The sequence below is a fragment of the Alteribacter natronophilus genome, assembly GCF_006007885.1.
Lineage (GTDB): Bacteria > Bacillota > Bacilli > Bacillales > Salisediminibacteriaceae > Alteribacter > Alteribacter natronophilus.
In genome coordinates, this window is record NZ_VCRO01000006.1 from 16,369 (window position 1) to 36,231 (window position 19,863).

A 19,863-nucleotide genomic window follows, 5' to 3' on the forward strand; every position below is an offset into this window, starting at 1 on the left:
GTGAACGATTCTGAAAAGAAGTGGCGCGGCGAGGAGCGTCGGGAAAAAATCAATGCACTCCTCCGGGAAACATCCCCCCTGACGGGTACAGAACTCGGAAAAAAGCTGAACGTAAGCAGACAGGTTATCGTTCAGGATGTCTCCCTGTTAAAAGCAAGAGGCATACCTGTGATGGCTACATCCGAAGGCTACGTACTGGTGCCGAATCACGGCCGTCAGCATAGCGGCGCAGAGAGAGTTATTGCATGCCGTCACAAACCTGACGAGGCAAAAAAAGAACTGTTTCTCCTCGTGGACCACGGTATTACTGTCCGGGACGTAAAAATCGAGCATCCCGTTTACGGCGATCTGACTGCTTCGATCATGGTAAGGAACCGGAAGGAAGTGGAGCGTTTCATTGAACGGATTGAACAGGAAAAAGCCGCCTACCTCTCCGAGCTCACTGACGGCGTTCACCTCCATACAATTGAGGGAAGCTCCGAAGACATGCTCGATGAGGGTGTGGCGGCAATAAGGGAAGCGGGGTTTCTTGTGGAGGACTCCTGATTTGGAGCTCTTATCAGGCGAGGGATAAAATACGGGCCGCCGTAAACTACCAGAACGTCAGGATATCCAGTACCCCGATGACGATCATGACCGCACCAGCCGTACGCTGGACGATCAGTCCAAGCTTCCGGCTTTTTTTCATTACAACGCCTCCGGCACCCAGATAGGAAATGAGGCCGATCACGATTAGGAACGGCACAGCGGTTCCGACTGCGAATACTGCCGGGAGGACAATTCCTGCACTGCTCGTAAAAGCCGCAGGCATGAGAAGCATGAAAAACAGGAGAAACATCGTCGGACAGAATCCGAGCGAAAAGGTGAAACCAAGCATAAAAGCACCCCAGGATCCACCCCTTACCTCTCTCCTGTTTTTCCAGAGCCTCATTGTCCATCTCATCGTAAACAGTCCCATCATGTATAGACCAATTACAATAAGCAGTGGACCAAGGAGTCGTCTGAACCAGGGAAAATAAAGGGTAAGCTGCTGCTGAAACTCCTGGCCGATCAGCCACACAATTCCGCCGGCAAGCATAAAGGCTGCTATTTTTCCAACTGTATAAAACGCTGCTTCCCGCCATGAGACCCCATTTTTGAGCGACCGTGTGCCGTAAAGGGTAATGGCACTGAGGTTACCCGAGAGCTGACACGGAGCCAGGGCACCTACGAGTCCCAGTAGAAGGGCAAACAGGACGGGCCAGGATTCTGCACTTTCGGCAGCATTCATAAACGGGCTCCGCAGCCACTGGCTGAAGGCTTCGGCTAATTCAAACATAGGCGATCTTCCTAACTGTCTTTTTTCTCATCCCCAGTGTACCAGAGGCAGCAGGATCCCGGAAAGCTGTCAATCTGCTGTACCCATCGGAAAAGGGCAGTTATACTTACAGCAGTCAAAGGAGGTATCAGTTATGAATATTCTTCTCTTCGGCACCACCGGCAGAACAGGCCGGCATCTGCTTCAGCTTGCCGGGGAAAGCGCACATCACTTTACAGTTTTTGTCCGCTCTCCCCACAGACTCCCGTCACCTCTTCCTGCAAACGTGCGCGTCTTTCAGGGCGATGCTTCAGACAGGGTTCATATTGAAAGAGCTATGTCGGGCATAGACGGCGTTATTTCATGCCTGTCCACTGATAAACAGAACCTTCTCAGCACATTCACCCCTCACCTTGTTGAGAGCATGAATAAGAAAGGTATAAAAAGAGCGGTTACGATCGGCACAGCCGGCATTCTGCAGTCCCGTACAGAACCGGAACTGTTCCGGTTCCAGTCTACGGAGTCTAAAAGGAAATCTACCACTGCTGCCCGTGACCACCTGGCCGCCTATGAAGCACTGCGTGATTCAGATCTTCACTGGACGATCGTCTGCCCCACCTACCTGCCTGACGGAGAGGCTTCAGGCCGTATCCGCGCCCAGGCGGATGTGCTCCCGGAAAACCCATCTCGGATTACAACCGGAGATACCGCAGAGTTTGCGTTCAGGGAGTTTTTCCGGGAGGAGTATACCGGTCACCGGGTCGGTCTGACAGAATAAAAAACAAAAGGCTCAGCTTTTAAACTGAATGTAACCGAGTCTCTCCGCGGCACTCATCAGTTCCTTCTGGGAAGTCACTTTCAGTTTTGCTCTGAGACTGTTCCTGTGATTTTCCACCGTTTTTAAGGAAATGCCGAGAGCCCGGGCGGACTCTGCAACCGAATAGCCTCTGATTAAATGAACAAAAACTTCATTTTCCCGCCTTGTCAGCACCCCGGATTGTGAAAGCGCGCCTGCACTGTCCGGGCCTGAGTTATGGGCAAAGCTGTACCTGATGTTTCCTTCCTCTATCCCTTTCAGAACCTTCATCAGATCTTCCACAGGTTCGTTTGTTCCTGCAACTCCGCTGATCCGCTTTTTTTCAAGGAAAGAGAGATCCGCTTTCCCCCCGGCGTTATGAAGCAGGACAGTTTTAACCGCAGGGTTTCCTGATCTCGCTGCATCAATCATTCCTCCCGTTGTTTCCCTGTCCAATTCTTCTCCGTTAATAAAGAGCCAGTCGAATGAATACTGATCAAGGAGTGACTCGACGGCCTCCGGACTTTCCGCTTCAAGACAATACTCAACAGGAAACATGTCCTTCAGAAGCTGAATAAACCCGTAACGGATCAGTTCGTGTTTTTCATAAATCAGGCTTCTCATATTCTCTCCCCCTCTTACTAAACTGCAGCCCGGTACCTACAGACCGAGTCCTATAGACAGCTGATTCGTATAGCTTGTATAAGCCGTTACGTGATTGACTTCCACCACTTCCCTCTCGCTCATTCCAGCTCTTTTCATTTCCTCAAAACTCTCCCGTGAAAGTTCGTTTCTGTCTTGTACGAGTCTTCGCGCATAAGTAAGGACTGCCTGAGTCCGATCATCAAAGGCGGAAATTCTGCTGTCGAGCAGAGCCTGAATGTTCTTCTCCGTTTCACCAAGTGCTTCAAGAGCTTTTGTATGGCCTGCAGTACAGTACGTGCACCCATTCAGGTTTGAAACATACGTTATGAGCCGTTCCCTCATGAGATCACTGAGGGAGACTTGTTTTACGGCATTCTGTAAAGGGGTAAAGGCTGTTAGGAGTTCAGGTGTGTGTCCCATCAGCCGATGAAAAACTGTCGGACTCTCTTCTGAATCCGTCATCACTGATTTCATTTCGCTCATCTTAACTGGTTTAATCCACGGCATCGGTCATCATCCTTTTTCAGATTTAATGAGGTGTACTTTACTGACAGGTCCCATCATTCAGCCTTTCAGGCTCTTATTTCATTTGTCACAATTTACTCTGTATTTGTTCAAAATTTGCTCACAAGTTCACACTATCTTAGGTGTTGTCACCTATATGTTTATTATTTCACATATTTTATGATTAGTATACTTACATTTGTGCCTGTAACCTTATCCATTATTCACTGAAAGAGAGGGAACGTTCTATGTTCGGCATTGAAAATGATCCGGTGCTTCTCAGCCGTCTTCTGACTGCACTGACACTCGGTTTTCATATAATTTTCGCTACCCTCGGTGTAGGGGTTCCACTGATGATTGCCATTGCTGAATGGATGGGAATTAAAAGAAATGATCCCCACTACACCCTTCTCGCGAGGAGATGGGCCCGTGGCTTTGTAGTTACCGTAGCTGTCGGAGTTGTAACAGGAACAGCCATCGGTCTGCAGCTGAGCCTTCTGTGGCCGAACTTCATGCAGGCAGCCGGCCATACAATTGGTCTGCCGCTGTTTATGGAGATTTTTGCTTTCTTCTTTGAAGCGATCTTTCTCGGAATCTATCTGTACACATGGGACCGGTTCAAGACGCAAATGCGTCACTTCCTGCTCATTATCCCAGTTGTAATCGGCGCCACAGCGTCTGCTTTTTTCATTACAACCGCCAATGCGTTTATGAATATTCCACAGGGATTTGACATTGTTAACGGTATGATTACGAACGTAAGTCCAATTGAGGCGATGTTTAACCCTGCAACACCGACAAAGATTTCGCATGTAATTATCACATGCTACCTGACCGCTGCCTTTATTCTCGGGACGATTGCAGCCATTCACCTGCTGAAAGGAAACAATCATGTCTATCACAAAAAGGCGCTCAAGCTCACCATGGTGTCCGGTGCTGTATTTGCCATCGCCACAGCAGTCATCGGCGACCTCTCAGGTAAATACCTTCATGAATACCAGCCGGAAAAACTGGCTGCAGCAGAGTGGCACTTTGAAACAGAAACACACGCTCCGCTGATTTTAGGTGGCGTGCTTACCGAAGACAATGAAGTGAAATATGCCCTGGAAATCCCCTATGCCCTCAGTATCCTCGCCGGTGGTATGCCGGATTCCGAGGTTGTGGGACTCAACGAGTTTCCGGAAGATGAACTTCCGCCGCTCTGGGTGCACTACGCCTTTGACATGATGGTGTTTATCGGCATGTATCTGGCGTTTGTTTCCACTCTGTTTGTGGTAATGAACTGGAAGAAAAACTGGAATGCGTTTAACAAACCGCTTCTCATCATGGTCGCGGCCGGTGGACCGCTCAGTATGATTGCCATTGAATCAGGCTGGATTTTTGCCGAAGTAGGCCGTCAGCCATGGATCATTAACGGTATCATGCGCGTGGAGGAAGGGGCCACAACATCCGATCACGTAGGACTTATGCTTGTTCTCTTCCTTATCCTGTATACCATCCTCGGGGTGACATGCGGAGCAGTTCTCAGAAAAATGTTTAAAGAGAACCCTGTTGAGCACGAACTTGAAAAGCGCGGCATGGAACAGCCAAAGCGTGTTAGTAATGAGTAAAGGAGGTACCTCCATTGAGCTATGAACTGCTGGGCATTACTGTGCTCTGGATCTTTCTGTACGGCTACCTGATCGTGGCGTCGATTGATTTCGGCGCCGGCTTCTTCAGCTACTACAGCCGGATTACGAAAAAAAGGCACGCCCTTCACCATATTATTCAGCGTTACCTCTCTCCTGTATGGGAGGTAACCAACGTCTTTCTTGTGTTCTTTTTTGTCGGGATTATCGGATTTTTTCCGGACACCGCCTATTACTACGGAACGGCGCTTCTTATCCCGGGGAGCATCTCTATCATTCTGCTGGCGATTCGCGGATCCTATTATGCCTTTGCCACCTATGGAGCGAAAGACAGTCACATCTATTCACTTTTATACGGAGCAACGGGACTTTTGATTCCCGCATCCCTCACAACGGTGCTTACGATCTCGGAAGGCGGCTACCTCGTTGTGGATAACGGCAGCGTTACCCTTCTTTACGGTGAACTGTTTACAAGCCCTTATTCATGGGGAGTTGTATTTCTAGCTATATTCAGTGTCCTGTTCATTTCGGCTGCGTTTCTTACGTACTATGCAGACCGGGCAAAAGACAGCCAGGCACTTGAGATCGTCCGCAGATATGCCCTTTCCTGGGCGTTTCCGACCATCATTATGGCGTTTATCGTCTTTTTCCTTCTCGGCCAGAGAAATCCGGTTCACTTTGCCAACATGATGGATCTGTGGTGGATGTTCGCCCTTTCTCTTGTTTCTTTTGCAGCAGCTGTCTGGCTCATCTGGAAGCGTCGTTTCCTGGGAGTAGCCTTTATCTTCGTAATGCTGCAGTTTTTCACAGCATTCTTTGCCTACGGCGCATCCCATCTGCCTTACCTGCTCTTCCCGTATCTTACGATTTATGACGGATTTACGAACGAGAGTATGGCCATCGCGCTGATTGCTGCGTTTATCGGTGGACTGCTCATGCTTATTCCGTCTCTTTACCTGCTTATGAGACTTTTCCTCTTTGACGCGGAATATCTGGAAGGACGAAAATAAAGGAGGGTATCGACATGGATCTCACCTATTTTCTTATCATGATTGCACCTCCCCTCGTACTGGTGGCTGCTGTAGCTGTCGTATTCATCTGGGGAGCGAAAGGAAAAGATCATTTCGAATAAACAACAGTAAATAAATTCAGTTACCACAAAAAGGTGTCCCGGTTTTCACTTCCCGGGACACCTTTTACTGTTTACTGTACAGGCTATTTATCCTTAATTCTTCTGATCAGCCCCGGCAGCCATTCGGTCAGCTTCCTGAAGGAATACCCTGATGCTTCCGCCAGGCTTACATCCTGATAAGCGGAAGAAGGAAAGTTAAATGGTGACTGCTCCACTTTTTCTCCCGGAACTTCCACGTCTGCTTTTTTTCCTGCTGCTTCCTCAATGAGCCCGATCAGGGTGCCTAGAGTTATCGAATCCGGTGATGAGGCATTCACGGGACCGTAAATCTCCTTACTGCCGGCCCAGAAAAGGAATTCCGCAAGATCACCGGCTTCCACAAAAGATAGAGAGGTCTGCAGATCGGTGATGCCGATCGGCTCGCCGTTTTTTACTTTGCGGATATGGTAATGGAGCCTTTCCGTATAATCGTCATCACCAAGGACGATTGGGGGGCGTACTGCCGTTACCGGATACCCGGCGCGCTGAAAAAATACCGCCTCGGCAAGACGTTTTCCCTCCCCATAGCTGAAATCACTGCTGCTGCCGTAATGAATCGGATAGTCATACGGATCGAAATCCTTCTCTTCCTTTACTTCCTTACGGTCATAATCATAAACAGAAAGAGTTGACGTCAAAACATAATGACTGACCCGTTCTTTAAATATATCGCAGGCTATCGCTGCATCGTCGGGAGAAAAACAGATCTGGTCGTATACCACATCCCAGCGGGTGTCTTCGAAGGTTTTTTCCATCGCCCCCCTGTCGGAACGGTCCACTGTTACACGTCTGACCCGGCTTCCAAACCCATCCTCCCGGTTACCTCTTGTGGCAATAGTGACATCGTCTCCATTTTCGATCAGCTTCTCTGCAAGGCGTCTGCCGAAAAAACGGCTGCCTCCAAGCACAAGCACTTTTCTTCGTGTATGATTTCCTGTCATGAATCGATCACCTCTTTTTTCTGCATCCTCGTTAATTTCTTCAGCCTCCAGGCAAAATCCTCCCCTATCCCGAAACCATCGCTGTAAAGACCGTGGATCAGTAACAGATTGAAGCTTGACAGCGGCAAATTAACATGATTAAAATGAAGTGTACTACACTACGTAATACACTTGTAGCAAAGCAGACAAATCAGCCTGACTAACAAGGTGGAGATGCGATGTACTTTCATATCGATCCAAAAAAGAATGTTCCGCTGTACGAGCAGATTATTCAGCAGGTTAAGGAGATGGTCGCCAAAGGAATTCTGCAGCCTGGCGAGAAGCTTCCTTCAGTACGGGAACTGAGCTCCCGGATTGTCATTAACCCCAATACCGTCAGCAAAGCCTATCAGGAACTGGAACGGCAGGAAGTGATCGTGACGATTCGCGGCAGAGGAACGTTTATTAACGAAGATGTGATCCAGGCAAAGGATCCGAAAAAAACAGAGGCAATCCGGCAGACACTGAAGCAGACAGTCATTGACAGCCACTATGCCGGGATTGACAAAAAAACCATTATGGAATGGGTTGAGGAATTCGACAGGGAACTGAGGGGGGACAGGGAATGATTGTTGAACAGATAACAAAATCAATTAACGGAAAAACCGTTCTGGATAACATTTCATTCGAGGTGAAACCAGGGAGTATAGTGGGAATTATCGGCCGTAACGGTGCCGGGAAAACAACACTTCTCCGCATCCTTACAGGCATTATGGATCCAACAGCAGGAGACGTTCAGATTAAAGGAAAAAGCATTTTTAAGTCACCGGAAGTCAAGCAGGACGTCATCTTTGTCCCTGATTCATCCGAGGCAATGAAAAACTACTCAACCCGGGAGCTCGTGCGACTTTACAAATCGGTTTACCCGAGGTTTGATGAAGTCTACTTTCATGAACTGATGGAGCGCTTTAATCTTTCAGAGGCAAAGAAAATTAAAAACTACTCAAAAGGCATGAAGGCTCTGTTCAGCCTCGTTACTGCTTTTGCCACCCGTGCCGAATACATTATTCTCGACGAACCGACTGACGGTCTTGACGTCATCGTGAAACGCCGTATTCTCCGTACGCTCGTGGAGGAAGTGGCCGGCAATAATGTATCTGTACTCATTTCTTCCCACCGTCTCGATGAACTGGAGTATATGGCCAATGATGTTCTTATTATTAAGGAAGGCCTGCAGGACAGCTATTACGACCTGGATACCCTTAAATCCCAGTACAAAAAAGTACAGGTGGTTTTTAAAGGCTATCTTCCCGAGGATATTAAGCCGCACGTGAGTATCCACAGCCAGACTGGCCGCGTCTATACGTTGATCGTCGACCGCGGGAATGAAGAAGCGGATAAGAGGATCCGGGGCGCAGAGCCGCTTCTTTATGAGGAATTGGCCATGAACCTTGAAGATATCTTTGTCACTAAGCTGGGGGGTGATGAATTTGTTTCATAAAGCACTGTGGATGCAGAATTATAAACAGTCCAAACTCATGGTGTGGGTCATTTTTGTAATCATGCTGTTCCACTTTCCCTTTAACGCCATGACAACCGTTGCCAATATGGAAGAGCAGATACGGCTGAGTGTTCTCCACAGCTACGACTATACTCCCTCCGGTCTTCATGCAGCGAACATTTTCAATGGAGGAGCACTCTCCTTAATGATGATTGTATCCACCATAATACTTGCCTCCCTTCTGATCGGCGTCGAAAGAAACACAAGGCGGAATGACTTCACTTTCTCACTTCCTTTCAAAAGACGCGACCTGTTTCTGGCAAAATGGTTATTCGGAACGCTTGTGATCGCATCCTTTCATCTCTTTCATTTTACGCTCGGTTATGTGGTTTTCAGTTTTTCCGACTTCGGCTATCTTTTAAACGAGTACGGCATGATTGAACTGTATCTGTCGCCTTTGTTATCATTTATTCTCGTGTTTTCATTTGCCCTTTTTATTGGAACTGTAGCCGGAGAGATGATTTCACAGGTGGTTCTTTCATTCATTTTCGGCATTTTCCCTACCGGATTTTTTATGCTGATTACCGGCTTCTTTTACGCTCATGGCGGCCGGGCTATCTATACTTACCAGGGGATTGAGGATGAACTTGTGGCGCGTCTCACTGTTTTCAGCTATCCTTTTGTTCACACTGATACAGCTGAACAGGGTTATCCTCTTATCCTTATGATCATTGGAATTATGGTGCTGATCTATGCAGGAACCGCTCTTTACAACCGGTCACGGGTTGAACATAACGGAGAATTTCTTCTTATTAAAGAGCTTCATCCGGTTTTCCTGGTTGGAATTGTGATCTGTTTTGCCCTGCTCGGAGGGTTTATTACAAGTGGACTGTTTTCCTGGTCAGGAAGCTTCAGATTGGGAATGTACTGGATTGGTTACCTCACGTTCGGCCTGTTCAGTTATCTCATTGCCAAACGTCTCCTCAGCATGAACCTGACCGTCAGGAACAGATAAAAAAGAAAGCTCTCCCCCGCTGGGAGGGCTTTTTTTCAGTTTCTGAGAAGCGTGATGGATCTGTCATGGAATCGATTCACCATGGCAGAAAAAACCATTCTTTTTTTAGGATTAAAACGCTTGCAAAACGTGTATATACAGGATAAAATAATAACCGATTCAATTAACTTGTATATACATTAATTCAGGTTTTCAGGTTTAATCTGTTCCGATCAGAGGTATAAAGGAGCGAGTCGTCAGATGCTCATAATCGCCTTAAACAAGGGGATTCTACGACAGGACAAGCTTTTTTCCCTGTTTATGAAAACGATTACCTTTCCCCGGTTCGGTTTTTATCCGGAAAACATAATTGACAGGAGGTTCAGCAAATGGCTCAGTATGAAAAGCAGGTTAAAGAGATATTGGAAGCCATCGGTGGTGAAGAGAACGTTGAGAAAGCCACTCACTGCGTGACGCGCCTGCGCATGGCGCTGAAAGACGAATCCAAAGTGGATTCGGAAAAACTTGAAAGCATCGACATCGTCAAAGGTTCTTTTTCAACGAATGGCCAGTTCCAGATCATCATCGGTCAGGGTACGGTTGATAAAGTGTACAGGGAAATGGTGGCGATGACCGATATAGGGGAATCCACCAAGGATGACGTTAAGGAAACGTCTGCTGAAAAACAGAACTGGCTGCAGCGCGGCGTGAAAATGCTCGCAGACATTTTTATCCCGATCCTGCCTGCCATTGTAACCGCCGGTCTTCTTCTCGGTATTAACAACCTTCTTACAGGCGAAGATATTTTCTTTGAGGGATCCTCCATTGTAGCGGAGTATCCTCAGTGGGCCGGCCTGGCGGAAATGATTAATATTATTGCCAGTGCCGCCTTCGTGTTTTTACCCGCTTTAATCGGCTGGTCGGCTGTAAAGCGGTTTGGAGGAAGCGAACTTCTCGGTATTGTTCTGGGACTGTTCCTTGTTCACCCTGATCTTCTAAATGCCTGGGCCTATGCTGAAGCTCAGGAAGCCGGTGAGGTTCCGGTCTGGAACCTGTTCGGTTTTAATATCGAAGCAATCGGCTACCAGGGCCAGGTGCTGCCTGTTCTTGTTTCCGCGTGGGTACTTGCTAAAATTGATATATACCTTAGAAAAAGAGTTCCTGATTCCATCCAGATGCTCGTTGTGGCTCCGGTTGCTCTTCTCGTTACAGGTTTTCTCGCATTTATCGTTATTGGACCGGTCACTTTCGCCATTGCAAATGCGATTACAGGCGGATTCGTATGGCTCTTCTCCACCCTGCCTGCAATCGGAGGTCTCGTGTACGGTGCGGTTTACGCCCCGCTCGTAATTACAGGTATGCACCACGCATTCCTTGCAGTGGACCTGCAGCTGGTCGGAACCGGAGACGGAACGTTCCTATGGCCGATCCTGGCACTTTCCAACATCGCACAAGGATCTGCCGCTCTTGCCATTTTCTTTGCGACACGTAATGAAAACATGAAGGGACTCGCAGGTACCTCCACTGTCTCAGCCTATCTCGGTGTTACAGAGCCGGCATTGTTTGGGGTTAACCTCCGCTATAAGTTCCCGTTCATCTGTGCCATTATCGGGGCTTCAACGGCAGGTATGTTCATTACCATTAACGGCGTTCTTGCAAACTCCATCGGTGTCGGCGGTCTTCCGGGGATTTTCTCCATCATCCCTGAGTTCTGGATGTCCTTTCTCATTGGAATGGGGATCTCAATCGTTGTTCCGTTTGTCCTGACATATCTTTATGCACAGTTTGCTTCCAAAGAGTTTAAAAAATAATGGTTTTCAGCCGGCTGTCTTTTACGGACAGCCGGCTTTTTCGTGTTTTCCCGGTTAAAGAAAACCCTTGACTTTCCCCCACAGTCAAAATCCGTGACATAATTCCTTTTATACAGGGGAATAGGTAATCTAGATGTGCAGAGAGGAAGGGAGGACGCGGATGAAAAACAATTCCATCTACCGGATTACAGTCATTGTCTTTATGTTTATCAAATTCCTGTTTCAGCTCTATATCTTCAATAAACGCCATAAAACGTGGGACTCCGCTGCACATGAAAAGTGGGAGGACCTCCTCAGGAAGCAGGCTGCAGAATACCGTGAAAAAGCGATCAGACTTGAAGGTCTTATGATTAAGGGTGGGCAGTTCCTGAGTACACGCGCCGATCTTTTTCCGGAAGTGTTTCTAAAGGAACTGGAAGACCTGATTGATCGGGTGCCGCCGGTACCGGCACGGATTTCAAGGCAGCTTCTCGAAAATGAGTGGGGCAGGAGCATCTGGGACTGGCTTGATGAAATGGGCGATCAGCCTGTTGCTTCCGCTTCAATTGGAGAGGTATACAAAGGGCGGCTACATAACGGGGACGAAGTGGCCATTAAAATCCAGCGTCACAATGTGGAAAAAATTATTAAGACGGATTTTAAAGCTCTCCGGATCATTCTCTGGATTGCCGGCCGTTTCACAAGGTTCGGCAGACAGGCAGATCTCGGCTCTCTTCATAAAGAGCTCGTGAAAACGATGAGCGACGAACTCAACTTCTCAAAGGAACTGAAAAACGGGGAATACTTTCAGAAACGGTTCCATGGGCATGATAATCTGAAGGTCCCCCAGTATTATGAGGACTTTTCCACGCGGCGTGTGCTTGTGATGGAATGGATTGACGCCGAACGTGTCAACAACACCTCTTTTCTCAGAAAACACAACATTGACAGAAAAGAGCTGGCCTCCAGAGTGTTCAGGCTTTTCATCGAGCAGCTTCTGGATGACGGAATGTTTCATGCCGACCCGCATCCGGGAAACATTCTGGTAAAAGCAGATGGCACAATTGTGGTCCTGGATTTCGGTATGGTAGGTTCCCTGAGAAGAGAAGATGCTCTCAAGCTCAGAAAGATTGCACAGGGTTTTGTTCTCGAAGATTACTCCCTGGTCGTTAAACAGCTGGAAGAGATGGGATTTCTTCTTCCCCACGCGAACAAGTACAAACTGCAGATGATCCTCAGACAGTCTGTGGAAACGTATCTGGATAAAGGAGTTAAACAGCTCGATCAGGAGCTTGTGGGGGAAATTTTTGAGGATCTTCAGGAACTCGTACAGGAGCAGCCGATTCAGCTGCCGGCGGAGTTTGCATTTCTTGGCAGGGCAGCATCCATTGCTCTCGGTCTCCTCACCCTTATTGACCCTGACATCGACTTTATTGCTCTTGGAAAGCCGATTGTCAAAGACTGGCTCGATGAAACCGAGGAAGAGGAAGGCAGCCTGAAATTTCAGGTTTTACGGGATTCGGCGAAACCTCTCATTTCGGTACCACGTAACTTAAATGAGTGGCTGCAGGGGCCCAAGTACGCAAGGCGGGCTGCCCGGCGGAGGGAATGGCGGCGATATGACCATCACCGTTATCTGGTCTTTGTCACCCTTGCATCCCTGACCTTTCTCCTGAGTCTTACGTTTCTCTTCATCGGGCTTCTGCAGGAAGCAGAACTTCTGATGATGACGAGTGCCGCACTGTCCGTTGCCAGCCTTACTGCCGCCTGTATTTTTCTTACCCTTCACAAGCGATGGGTTACAGGTTTCCGGCAGGCAGATTCAGATGAACCTAATGATTAAGGAGTGGATAACATGAGTGATTTACTGAAAAAAGGATTTCTAATCGGACTTGGTGCCGCTGTTACAAGCAAGGAAAAAGCCGAGAAGTATTTTAACGAACTGATCGTTAAAGGCAAGGTCACCCCGGACGAAGCAAACGAAATGTTTGAAGCGTTTGAGAAAAAAGGAAACGAAACGAACGAGCAGTGGAACCGCCGCTCCAGGGAAAAAGCCCAGCAGTTTTTTGCAGACATGGATATTGCCACAAAAACCGAGGTTGCGGCCCTTGAAGCGCGGATTAACGAACTTGAATCCCGTCTCTCCGCACTGCAGCCTGAAGCCGATGCCGGCGAGCCTGAACGGGATCCGGCCCCGGAAGACGACCCTGTTCCGTACAGAGATCCGGATAAAAACGAGTAATACACTTTTAACGCTCCCTTCCCGGGGGCGTTTTTTCATACCCAGAATCTTACACCTTATGACCCGAATAAACTCCCCAGTCGGACTAAACCTAACAGTACTGAACTTTACAGGAGGTACGTTTATGAATATTTCCGAGCTTTCATCCGGTGATCAGGTGTATGTAATCTACAGAAACCCCCACACCCAGAACGTGGCCCAGATCCAGGAGGCCACAATTGTGGATGACCCCTTCCATCCGGGGCAGATGAGTCTGTTCCTGTTTGAGGAATATTACCCGCTTACGGACGAATATGCCATGTACCGGAGCTACCAGGAAGCCGAGCACGAATACAACCAGTACTTCGACCTTCCCCAGGACGAAGACCTATACTAGAGGAGGACTGTAGCTCATGATCAAACCCTTTATGCCGCAGCTCGTTTATATTGAACCAGGCGCACTGGAATACCCGCTCGGTGCCCAGCTGAAAAAGAAATTCGAGGACCTCGGTGTGGAGATCCGGAAAACCACTTCACACAATCAGGTGCGCAACATCCCGGGAGAAAACCACCTCCAGAAGTACCGGAACGCCAAATCCACTCTCGTCATCGGTGTACGGAAAACGCTGAAATTTGATACGTCGAAACCATCAGCAGAGTATGCGATCCCGCTTGCTACCGGATGCATGGGACACTGCCAGTACTGTTATCTCCAGACAACAATGGGCAGTAAACCATACATCCGCACCTACGTAAACCTCGAAGAGATTTTCGACCAGGCGCAGAAATACATGGACGAAAGAGATCCCCAGGACACCAGGTTCGAAGCCTCCTGTACTTCGGATATCGTTGGAATCGACCATCTCACCCACTCCCTTAAAAAAGCCATTGAATACTTCGGCAATTCGGATAGCGGTAAACTGCGCTTCGTAACGAAGTATCACCATGTGGATCACCTTCTGGACGCAGACCACAAAGGGAAAACAAGGTTCCGCTTCAGCGTTAATGCCGATTACGTGATCAGAAACTTTGAGCACGGCACCTCCCCTCTCGATTACCGGATTGGTGCGGCTGCCAAGGTGGCTGATGCAGATTTTCCCCTTGGATTTATTGTCGCTCCCCTCTACCTCCATGAGGGGTGGAAAGAAGGCTATGAGGAGATGTTTAAAAAGCTCGATAAAAAACTTACGAGCAAGGCGAGGGATGACCTTACCTTTGAGCTGATTCAGCACAGGTTCACCAAGCCCGCCAAACGTGTTATCCAGAAAAACTACCCTATGACCAAGCTTGAGCTCGACGAGGAAAAAAGGAAATACAAATGGGGCAAGTACGGGATTGGTAAATACGTTTACCAGAAAGATGAACAGGAAGACCTGAAGGAAACGCTCCATGGTTACATTGAAAAGTACTTCCCGGATGCAAAACTGGAATACTTCACCTGAAAAAACCGCCATTCTGCTTTACTGACAGAATGGCGGTTCCTTTTCCCCGGGGGTAAGTCGACCGAGGGGGATTAAGGCCGGTAAACACTAATTAACTCCGCTAAACACCAAATCAACTCCGCTAAACACCAAATCAACTCCGCTAAACACCAAATCAACTCCGCTAAACACCAAATCAACTCCGCTAAACACCAAATCAACTCCGCTAAACACCAAATCAACTCCGCTAAACACCAAATCAACTCCGCTAAACACGAAAACACCCTTTACTCATTCAGATAGATCTCCCACTTCACTCCGTCAGTCTGCACTTTGCAGCGACATCTCCCACACCCTCCTCGTCTCATTCTCGTTTACCTGGAGCCCGCTTCTTCCAGCAACCGTATTTTCCAGGGGGAGATAAACCTCAAGCATGTCACGAAGCACCCTGTCCACTTCTTCAATTGTCCTTTTTTTCATCCACCAGTGTGACAGCATCTTTCTCTGGTTTTCTGTCAGCGGACTTTTTTCACCTTCGAGCCTGGCCCAGTCCATCGGATTATTCGGTGTAAGTCCCATTTCCATCTGCCATCCAGCCGCAATGGACCAGCGTACCGCATCTACACACTGCACGGCATAATACCACTCTCCCCGCATGGCTCGTCTGTATGATTCATGTACATAGGCAAGCGTCTTTCCGCGCCATTTTTCAGCATATTCCTCTGAGATCTCCCATCTGACCTGAAGGGACTGCTGCTGTACGGCTGCAATGAGACCTTCCGGATCATGTAAAATACTGATATCCCGCATCCAGATACCGGGGGCAAGGTCACCTGGACGGTAATAAAAGATATCGACCTTAAAGAACCCTTCATAGTGGGCTATAGTGTACGGCATCGCGGAACCTGTATCCTCAAAGAACAGGACCCGCCCCCACCTTAAAGGCAGCTTTTTCTTTTCATTAACAAACCGCTTAAACTTCTCTTCCTTTACTACAATCCTCAAATCAAGGTCAGAGTAAAGATCTGCTGTTCCTGTAGCAACTGATCCTCCATAAAACAGGCCGATGACGGCATCTGTCGTTTTCAGATCTTCCTCGAGGGCACGACGCACCTTGTCACGCTCTTCAGGGATGCTCCTGTCGCGGTCTGTCATGTTCATCAAAACCACCCCCCCTCCTCTTTGAGCATTATTTTTAAAGGATAATACCATAATTTTCCCCAGTGCCCAAAAGAAAAGCCTCCCCCGCAGGAACACGGACAGGAGACTTTCCACTTTAAAACTGATAACCGAATATATTCAGATAGCCGAAAAGGTACGAAGCGAACACCACTGCAAAAAACGCAGTAACGAATGCTGAAAAAAACATCCAGTCTTTTCGGCCGACTTTCATCTCGTGATAATGGGTGCGCCCGGTGGAACCGGTAAATCCTTTCGATTCCATGGCGATCGCTACCCGTTCTGCTTTCCGAATGGCGTTTGCCATGAGAGGAATGGAATAACGGCGGAACTGTCGGATCCGCCCCCTGATCCCTTTTGCCCTGCCTACGCCACGGATCCGGTGCGCCTGCCGGAGAACTTCGAATTCATGCCTGAACGTAGGCAGAAACCGATAGCCGGCCAGAATACCGAACGTCAGCTTTGGCGGCAGTTTCGCCTGCTGCATCAGACTTAGCATAAATTTGGTGGAATCAGTCGTAAGCACGAACATCAGCGACAGCGCCACGATGCACAGTGACCGGATCCCAAGGCTAACAGCCGTGATAATCGCCCCCTCTGTAATATCAAACCACAGAAATGAAAAAACGATCTCACCACCTGCAAAGCGGTCACTCGTGTAAAGCATCGTCATCCACGAAAACCCCAGCGCAACAATGATAAAAGGGGAAAAAATCGCCAGGTACCGTTTTACCGGTATATCACTCAGAATAAACGTCATCGCCACTGTAAAAATGAGATAGGCAAGCGGGGTGAAAATATCAAACATAAATGCCAGCAGCACCCCTGGAATCAGAATCGTCATTGCTTTGACTGAAGGATTAACGGACGACAGCATGAGGCTTCTCCCCTTTCACCGCCTGCTGTATACGTGCCCTGAACGGCAGGCGGAGTCTTGCTCCTGCCACCAGATCGGGCCTGTTCCAGAGCTTATCCGGGGAACCGCTGAAAGCAATCGTACCGCTGCTGATCACACAGACTCTTTCGCAGTACCGGTCAACCAGGTCCATGTCATGAGTGACAAAAACAACGGCCGTGCCGGACTGCTGGAGACTGCTGATAATTTTCATCAGTTCATCGGTTGTCCTGGCATCCTGACCGAATGTAGGTTCATCAAACAAAAGCAGTTCCGGTGTATCGTCAAGCATCGAGGCCACGCTGAGGCGGCGCTTCTGTCCTCCGCTCAGTGAAAACGGGTTGCTGTACTTTTTACCGGAGAGATGGAATTTCGTCATCAGCTCTTTTGCCCGCTGCTCCATGACCGGTTCTCCTGCGCCGTTCAGCTTCATCCCAAACGTAATCTCATCATAAACCGTATCGGTAATAAACTGATGCTCCGGGTTCTGAAAGACGAATCCGAGCTGCCTGCGAAGATCTTTTTCGTCCCACTTTTCGAACGCTTTGTCCAGAAACGTCCGGCTGCCCGAAGATGGCTTTAAAAGTCCCGCCATAAGCTGCAGGAGTGTGGATTTCCCGGCCCCGTTTTCCCCGGCAATCGCCAGGAACTCTCCCTGTCTAATTTCCAGTGATACGTCCTTTAATACAGACTTCTTTTTTCTTGAAAAAGCAACCTGATTTAGTGACAGAATCGTTCCCGAACTCCCTGGCATCGCCGGAGATTTATGCTCTGATGCTGCAGGGTCAGGCACCCGCCCGCTGACCAGGTCAGCCTCGCTGAGCGGGCGGCCGGGGATCCCATTTTCCACGGCGGTCTTTACAACCTTGGGAAGGTGGATACCTTCCGCCTTAAGTTCCTGGAAACGATCGTAAAAAACACTGTCAGGCGCACCTTCCAGAAACAGCCGGCCTTCGCTATTTACAGCGAGGACCCTGTCCGTCTGCTCAACCCAGTCATCAAGCTGATGTTCAATTACCAGTACACTCATGTTCCAGTCTTCTTTCAGACGGCTGATCAAATCGATAAACATTTTCCTTGAGGCCGGATCGAGATTTGCCGTCGGCTCATCAAGAATCAGAAGATCCGGGTTAAGAAGGAGAACAGAGGCAAGGGCAATTTTCTGCTTTTCCCCGCCGGAAAGCTCATGAATATTTCGGTAGCGGTACTCCGTCATGCCCGTTGCTTCAAGCACTTCCTCCATCCTGCCATCCATTTCTCCCCGGGGGGTATGAAGGTTTTCGAGGGTAAAAGCCAGCTCGTTTTCCACCGTAATCATGCAGAACTGACTTTCCGGATCCTGAAAGACAACGCCGATCTGCTGATTGAGTTCCCCGTCTCTGTATGACGCTGTATCGCTGCCCTTAAAGCGGATCGTTCCCTTGGTCCACCCTTCAACCGCCGCAGGATAAAGGCGGTTGAGGCAGAGTGCCAGTGTGCTTTTACCGGATCCGCTCGGCCCCATCAGCAGAACTGTTTCACCGCGCTGAATATTAAAAGACAGGTCATTCAGAACAGGAGCCTCTTTTTCTTCAAAACCGAACGAAAAGGATGAAACGTCCACAAGGGGCTGTATATCATCTTTACGCTGATTTCTTTTCACGTTTATTCTGGCGCTCCTTTCCGAGAGCGTAGCCGCGAAGAACGCCCGTATTGGCAAGCTGGTCACTTACATATTTTCCGAGCAGTCCTGCAAGCAGTGCCCCGCTCAGGCATCGTACGATGAACATAGCCACAACAAGGCCTGGTGAGAGTGCTGCAAAGCCGGAGATAAACCATCCCCATACAAAACTGAACACCGCCGCAGATACACCAGCAAGGACGAGAACACTCAAAGTGTAGTTTTTCCAGCGGGTAGCAGCAAAGGCCACTTCCGCACCGAGCCCCTGAATAATCCCGGAAATAATGAGACGCGGGCCGGCCGGACTTCCAAGCAGCACCTGTACTGTTGCCGCGATAGTCTCCGACACGAGGGCCGCTCCCGGTTTACGGATAATATAGGCGGCAACGATGGAAACGATAAACCAGATCCCGAAGATAATCTCGTAGCCGAACGGTGCGAGTCCGAACGGTGTCAGGACATTTGTCAGTCCCATCCCGAAGAAATAAAACATCAGGTAGATGACTGCAAACACTACTCCCAGAAGGGACATGAGAACGATTTCCTTCAGTTTCCAGGAGTTCAGCATTTCCTTAAATTCTGTCAGTCTGTTACTCACTTTGTGCCGCCTCCTTACTTGTCCTTAGTGGACGGGCTGTTGGCAGAAACCGCGGCGGTCATTGTGACATGACTGCGCTCATGGGTCTGGGCCGCATTGTAGAATGCTTCTTCAAGTGTACGGAATACATCGTTCACATCGCCGTCAAGCCGGCTCGCATAGTGCACACCTTTAGTGAACGTACCGTGTTTATCGGCTACAGCTACCTGGTCGGCAATGATCTGCATGTAATCCGGGTTATTGAGCGGGTAGAGGCTGAACTGGGTCGCCACTTCCACACGCTCGTTCCGGACGGCTTCCTCGTTTAGGCGGACGTCGTCTTCCGACATGTACGTGTCACCGTCCGAATCCCCCGGGCATCCGATTGAAAAAGTGCCATTGAAAACGACATGAACACCTGTTTTTGCAGCGTGGGTGAAGATTGCTTTTGCTACGTCGAACACGTGCTCACTTCTCCCGCGGATACACGTACTTACATCATCCGTCTTCATCCACACCTTCTCTGTACTTACTTCTTCCAGTGCACCTTTAATAATTTCCACAAAGTTGTCTGCCATCGGATACACGGAAAAACGGCACCCGACGATTCGGCTTGTTCCACAGCTAAGTCCCTGCATTTTGAATGATTCCTCCTCTGATTTGT

At 48.8% G+C, this 19,863-nt stretch carries 22 protein-coding genes; 13 read left to right on the forward strand and 9 right to left on the reverse strand.

What is annotated here, in order from left to right:
- Entirely contained in the window at nt 1–546 is a 546-nt protein-coding gene (locus FGB90_RS16475) for a transcription repressor NadR (protein WP_138811967.1), read from the forward strand.
- Between the two features lie 46 nt (nt 547–592).
- Here the strand turns inward: FGB90_RS16475 and FGB90_RS16480 are convergent, their stop codons facing one another.
- A complete protein-coding gene (locus tag FGB90_RS16480; protein ID WP_138811968.1) occupies nt 593–1,318 on the reverse strand; it encodes an urease accessory protein UreH domain-containing protein in 726 nt (241 codons plus the stop codon).
- Between the two features lie 133 nt (nt 1,319–1,451).
- Here FGB90_RS16480 and FGB90_RS16485 point away from each other — a divergent pair, with 133 nt between their 5' ends.
- A complete protein-coding gene (locus FGB90_RS16485) occupies nt 1,452–2,075 on the forward strand; it encodes an NAD(P)-dependent oxidoreductase (RefSeq protein ID WP_138811969.1) in 624 nt (207 codons plus the stop codon).
- 12 nt (nt 2,076–2,087) lie between these two features.
- Here FGB90_RS16485 and FGB90_RS16490 read toward each other — a convergent pair whose 3' ends face one another.
- Both FGB90_RS16490 and FGB90_RS16495 read right to left on the reverse strand, forming a co-directional pair.
- On the reverse strand, nt 2,088–2,717 hold the full coding sequence (locus tag FGB90_RS16490) for a response regulator transcription factor (protein WP_138811970.1): 630 nt from the start codon (nt 2,715–2,717) through the stop codon (nt 2,088–2,090).
- A gap of 36 nt (nt 2,718–2,753) precedes the next feature.
- A complete protein-coding gene (locus FGB90_RS16495) occupies nt 2,754–3,245 on the reverse strand; it encodes a carboxymuconolactone decarboxylase family protein (protein ID WP_138811971.1) in 492 nt (163 codons plus the stop codon).
- A gap of 245 nt (nt 3,246–3,490) precedes the next feature.
- Between FGB90_RS16495 and FGB90_RS16500 the strand changes: the two genes are divergently transcribed.
- Genes FGB90_RS16500 through cydS form a run of 3 tightly spaced genes read left to right on the forward strand, consistent with a single transcriptional unit; the run spans nt 3,491 to nt 6,002 of the window.
- Nucleotides 3,491–4,852 (forward strand): cytochrome ubiquinol oxidase subunit I, encoded by a 1,362-nt coding sequence (locus FGB90_RS16500; RefSeq protein ID WP_138811972.1) that lies wholly within the window; start codon nt 3,491–3,493, stop codon nt 4,850–4,852.
- A gap of 14 nt (nt 4,853–4,866) precedes the next feature.
- Nucleotides 4,867–5,880, forward strand: coding sequence for a cytochrome d ubiquinol oxidase subunit II (locus tag FGB90_RS16505; protein WP_138811973.1), 1,014 nt, complete (start codon nt 4,867–4,869; stop codon nt 5,878–5,880).
- Between the two features lie 14 nt (nt 5,881–5,894).
- The gene (gene cydS / locus FGB90_RS20225; protein WP_438502710.1) at nt 5,895–6,002 is read left to right on the forward strand and encodes a cytochrome bd oxidase small subunit CydS family protein; all 108 of its coding nucleotides are present in this window, start codon (nt 5,895–5,897) and stop codon (nt 6,000–6,002) included.
- 83 nt (nt 6,003–6,085) lie between these two features.
- Here the strand turns inward: cydS and FGB90_RS16510 are convergent, their stop codons facing one another.
- Nucleotides 6,086–6,982, reverse strand: a complete 897-nt coding sequence (locus FGB90_RS16510; protein WP_138811974.1) for an NAD-dependent epimerase/dehydratase family protein — start codon at nt 6,980–6,982, stop codon at nt 6,086–6,088.
- Between the two features lie 218 nt (nt 6,983–7,200).
- Between FGB90_RS16510 and FGB90_RS16515 the strand changes: the two genes are divergently transcribed.
- The 8 genes from FGB90_RS16515 (at nt 7,201) to splB (ending at nt 14,909) form a co-directional block, all read left to right on the forward strand.
- Nucleotides 7,201–7,590 carry a GntR family transcriptional regulator gene (locus FGB90_RS16515; protein WP_138811975.1) on the forward strand — a complete coding sequence of 130 codons (390 nt, stop codon included), beginning with the start codon at nt 7,201–7,203 and terminating at the stop codon, nt 7,588–7,590.
- Nucleotides 7,587–8,462 carry an ABC transporter ATP-binding protein gene (locus FGB90_RS16520; RefSeq protein ID WP_138811976.1) on the forward strand — a complete coding sequence of 292 codons (876 nt, stop codon included), beginning with the start codon at nt 7,587–7,589 and terminating at the stop codon, nt 8,460–8,462. The genes FGB90_RS16515 and FGB90_RS16520 overlap by 4 nt, the downstream gene beginning before the upstream one ends.
- The gene (locus FGB90_RS16525) at nt 8,452–9,477 is read left to right on the forward strand and encodes an ABC transporter permease (RefSeq protein WP_138811977.1); all 1,026 of its coding nucleotides are present in this window, start codon (nt 8,452–8,454) and stop codon (nt 9,475–9,477) included. Before FGB90_RS16520 ends, FGB90_RS16525 begins: the two co-directional genes overlap by 11 nt.
- 368 nt (nt 9,478–9,845) lie before the next feature.
- Nucleotides 9,846–11,267: a PTS system trehalose-specific EIIBC component gene (gene treP, locus FGB90_RS16530; protein ID WP_138811978.1), complete on the forward strand. Its 1,422-nt coding sequence runs from the start codon at nt 9,846–9,848 to the stop codon at nt 11,265–11,267.
- Between the two features lie 160 nt (nt 11,268–11,427).
- On the forward strand, nt 11,428–13,089 hold the full coding sequence (locus FGB90_RS16535; RefSeq protein ID WP_171051888.1) for an ABC1 kinase family protein: 1,662 nt from the start codon (nt 11,428–11,430) through the stop codon (nt 13,087–13,089).
- A gap of 12 nt (nt 13,090–13,101) precedes the next feature.
- Entirely contained in the window at nt 13,102–13,488 is a 387-nt protein-coding gene (locus FGB90_RS16540) for a phasin family protein (RefSeq protein WP_138811980.1), read from the forward strand.
- Between the two features lie 124 nt (nt 13,489–13,612).
- Entirely contained in the window at nt 13,613–13,864 is a 252-nt protein-coding gene (locus FGB90_RS16545; protein ID WP_138811981.1) for a transcriptional regulator SplA domain-containing protein, read from the forward strand.
- 16 nt (nt 13,865–13,880) lie between these two features.
- Nucleotides 13,881–14,909, forward strand: a complete 1,029-nt coding sequence (splB, locus tag FGB90_RS16550) for a spore photoproduct lyase (protein ID WP_138811982.1) — start codon at nt 13,881–13,883, stop codon at nt 14,907–14,909.
- A gap of 300 nt (nt 14,910–15,209) precedes the next feature.
- Here the strand turns inward: splB and FGB90_RS16555 are convergent, their stop codons facing one another.
- From FGB90_RS16555 to FGB90_RS16575, 5 genes are all read right to left on the reverse strand, one after another.
- Nucleotides 15,210–16,049, reverse strand: a complete 840-nt coding sequence (locus tag FGB90_RS16555) for a nucleotidyltransferase domain-containing protein (RefSeq protein WP_246056242.1) — start codon at nt 16,047–16,049, stop codon at nt 15,210–15,212.
- Between the two features lie 115 nt (nt 16,050–16,164).
- Nucleotides 16,165–16,944: an energy-coupling factor transporter transmembrane component T family protein gene (locus FGB90_RS16560; RefSeq protein ID WP_138811984.1), complete on the reverse strand. Its 780-nt coding sequence runs from the start codon at nt 16,942–16,944 to the stop codon at nt 16,165–16,167.
- Nucleotides 16,928–18,604 carry an ABC transporter ATP-binding protein gene (locus tag FGB90_RS16565; protein WP_138811985.1) on the reverse strand — a complete coding sequence of 559 codons (1,677 nt, stop codon included), beginning with the start codon at nt 18,602–18,604 and terminating at the stop codon, nt 16,928–16,930. Before FGB90_RS16565 ends, FGB90_RS16560 begins: the two co-directional genes overlap by 17 nt.
- A complete protein-coding gene (locus FGB90_RS16570) occupies nt 18,585–19,190 on the reverse strand; it encodes an ECF transporter S component (RefSeq protein WP_138812162.1) in 606 nt (201 codons plus the stop codon). The genes FGB90_RS16565 and FGB90_RS16570 overlap by 20 nt, the downstream gene beginning before the upstream one ends.
- Nucleotides 19,191–19,234: 44 nt before the next feature.
- Entirely contained in the window at nt 19,235–19,837 is a 603-nt protein-coding gene (locus FGB90_RS16575; RefSeq protein ID WP_138811986.1) for a YkoF family thiamine/hydroxymethylpyrimidine-binding protein, read from the reverse strand.
- Between the last annotated feature and the right edge of the window lie 26 nt (nt 19,838–19,863).

Excerpts from the sequence above, each read along its gene's own strand:
- FGB90_RS16570 (WP_138812162.1), bottom strand. The coding sequence starts at position 19,190 with ATGCTGAACTCCTGGAAACTGAAGGAAATCGTTCTCATGTCCCTTCTG.
- FGB90_RS16515 (WP_138811975.1), top strand. The coding sequence starts at position 7,201 with ATGTACTTTCATATCGATCCAAAAAAGAATGTTCCGCTGTACGAGCAG.
- FGB90_RS16490 (WP_138811970.1), bottom strand. The coding sequence starts at position 2,717 with ATGAGAAGCCTGATTTATGAAAAACACGAACTGATCCGTTACGGGTTT.
- FGB90_RS16500 (WP_138811972.1), top strand. The coding sequence starts at position 3,491 with ATGTTCGGCATTGAAAATGATCCGGTGCTTCTCAGCCGTCTTCTGACT.
- FGB90_RS16480 (WP_138811968.1), bottom strand. The coding sequence starts at position 1,318 with ATGTTTGAATTAGCCGAAGCCTTCAGCCAGTGGCTGCGGAGCCCGTTT.
- FGB90_RS16485 (WP_138811969.1), top strand. The coding sequence starts at position 1,452 with ATGAATATTCTTCTCTTCGGCACCACCGGCAGAACAGGCCGGCATCTG.
- FGB90_RS16540 (WP_138811980.1), top strand. The coding sequence starts at position 13,102 with ATGAGTGATTTACTGAAAAAAGGATTTCTAATCGGACTTGGTGCCGCT.
- cydS (WP_438502710.1), top strand. The coding sequence starts at position 5,895 with ATGGATCTCACCTATTTTCTTATCATGATTGCACCTCCCCTCGTACTG.
- FGB90_RS16495 (WP_138811971.1), bottom strand. The coding sequence starts at position 3,245 with ATGCCGTGGATTAAACCAGTTAAGATGAGCGAAATGAAATCAGTGATG.
- treP (WP_138811978.1), top strand. The coding sequence starts at position 9,846 with ATGGCTCAGTATGAAAAGCAGGTTAAAGAGATATTGGAAGCCATCGGT.
- FGB90_RS16520 (WP_138811976.1), top strand. The coding sequence starts at position 7,587 with ATGATTGTTGAACAGATAACAAAATCAATTAACGGAAAAACCGTTCTG.
- FGB90_RS16510 (WP_138811974.1), bottom strand. The coding sequence starts at position 6,982 with ATGACAGGAAATCATACACGAAGAAAAGTGCTTGTGCTTGGAGGCAGC.
- FGB90_RS16575 (WP_138811986.1), bottom strand. The coding sequence starts at position 19,837 with ATGCAGGGACTTAGCTGTGGAACAAGCCGAATCGTCGGGTGCCGTTTT.
- FGB90_RS16535 (WP_171051888.1), top strand. The coding sequence starts at position 11,428 with ATGAAAAACAATTCCATCTACCGGATTACAGTCATTGTCTTTATGTTT.
- FGB90_RS16555 (WP_246056242.1), bottom strand. The coding sequence starts at position 16,049 with ATGAACATGACAGACCGCGACAGGAGCATCCCTGAAGAGCGTGACAAG.
- FGB90_RS16545 (WP_138811981.1), top strand. The coding sequence starts at position 13,613 with ATGAATATTTCCGAGCTTTCATCCGGTGATCAGGTGTATGTAATCTAC.
- FGB90_RS16560 (WP_138811984.1), bottom strand. The coding sequence starts at position 16,944 with ATGCTGTCGTCCGTTAATCCTTCAGTCAAAGCAATGACGATTCTGATT.
- splB (WP_138811982.1), top strand. The coding sequence starts at position 13,881 with ATGATCAAACCCTTTATGCCGCAGCTCGTTTATATTGAACCAGGCGCA.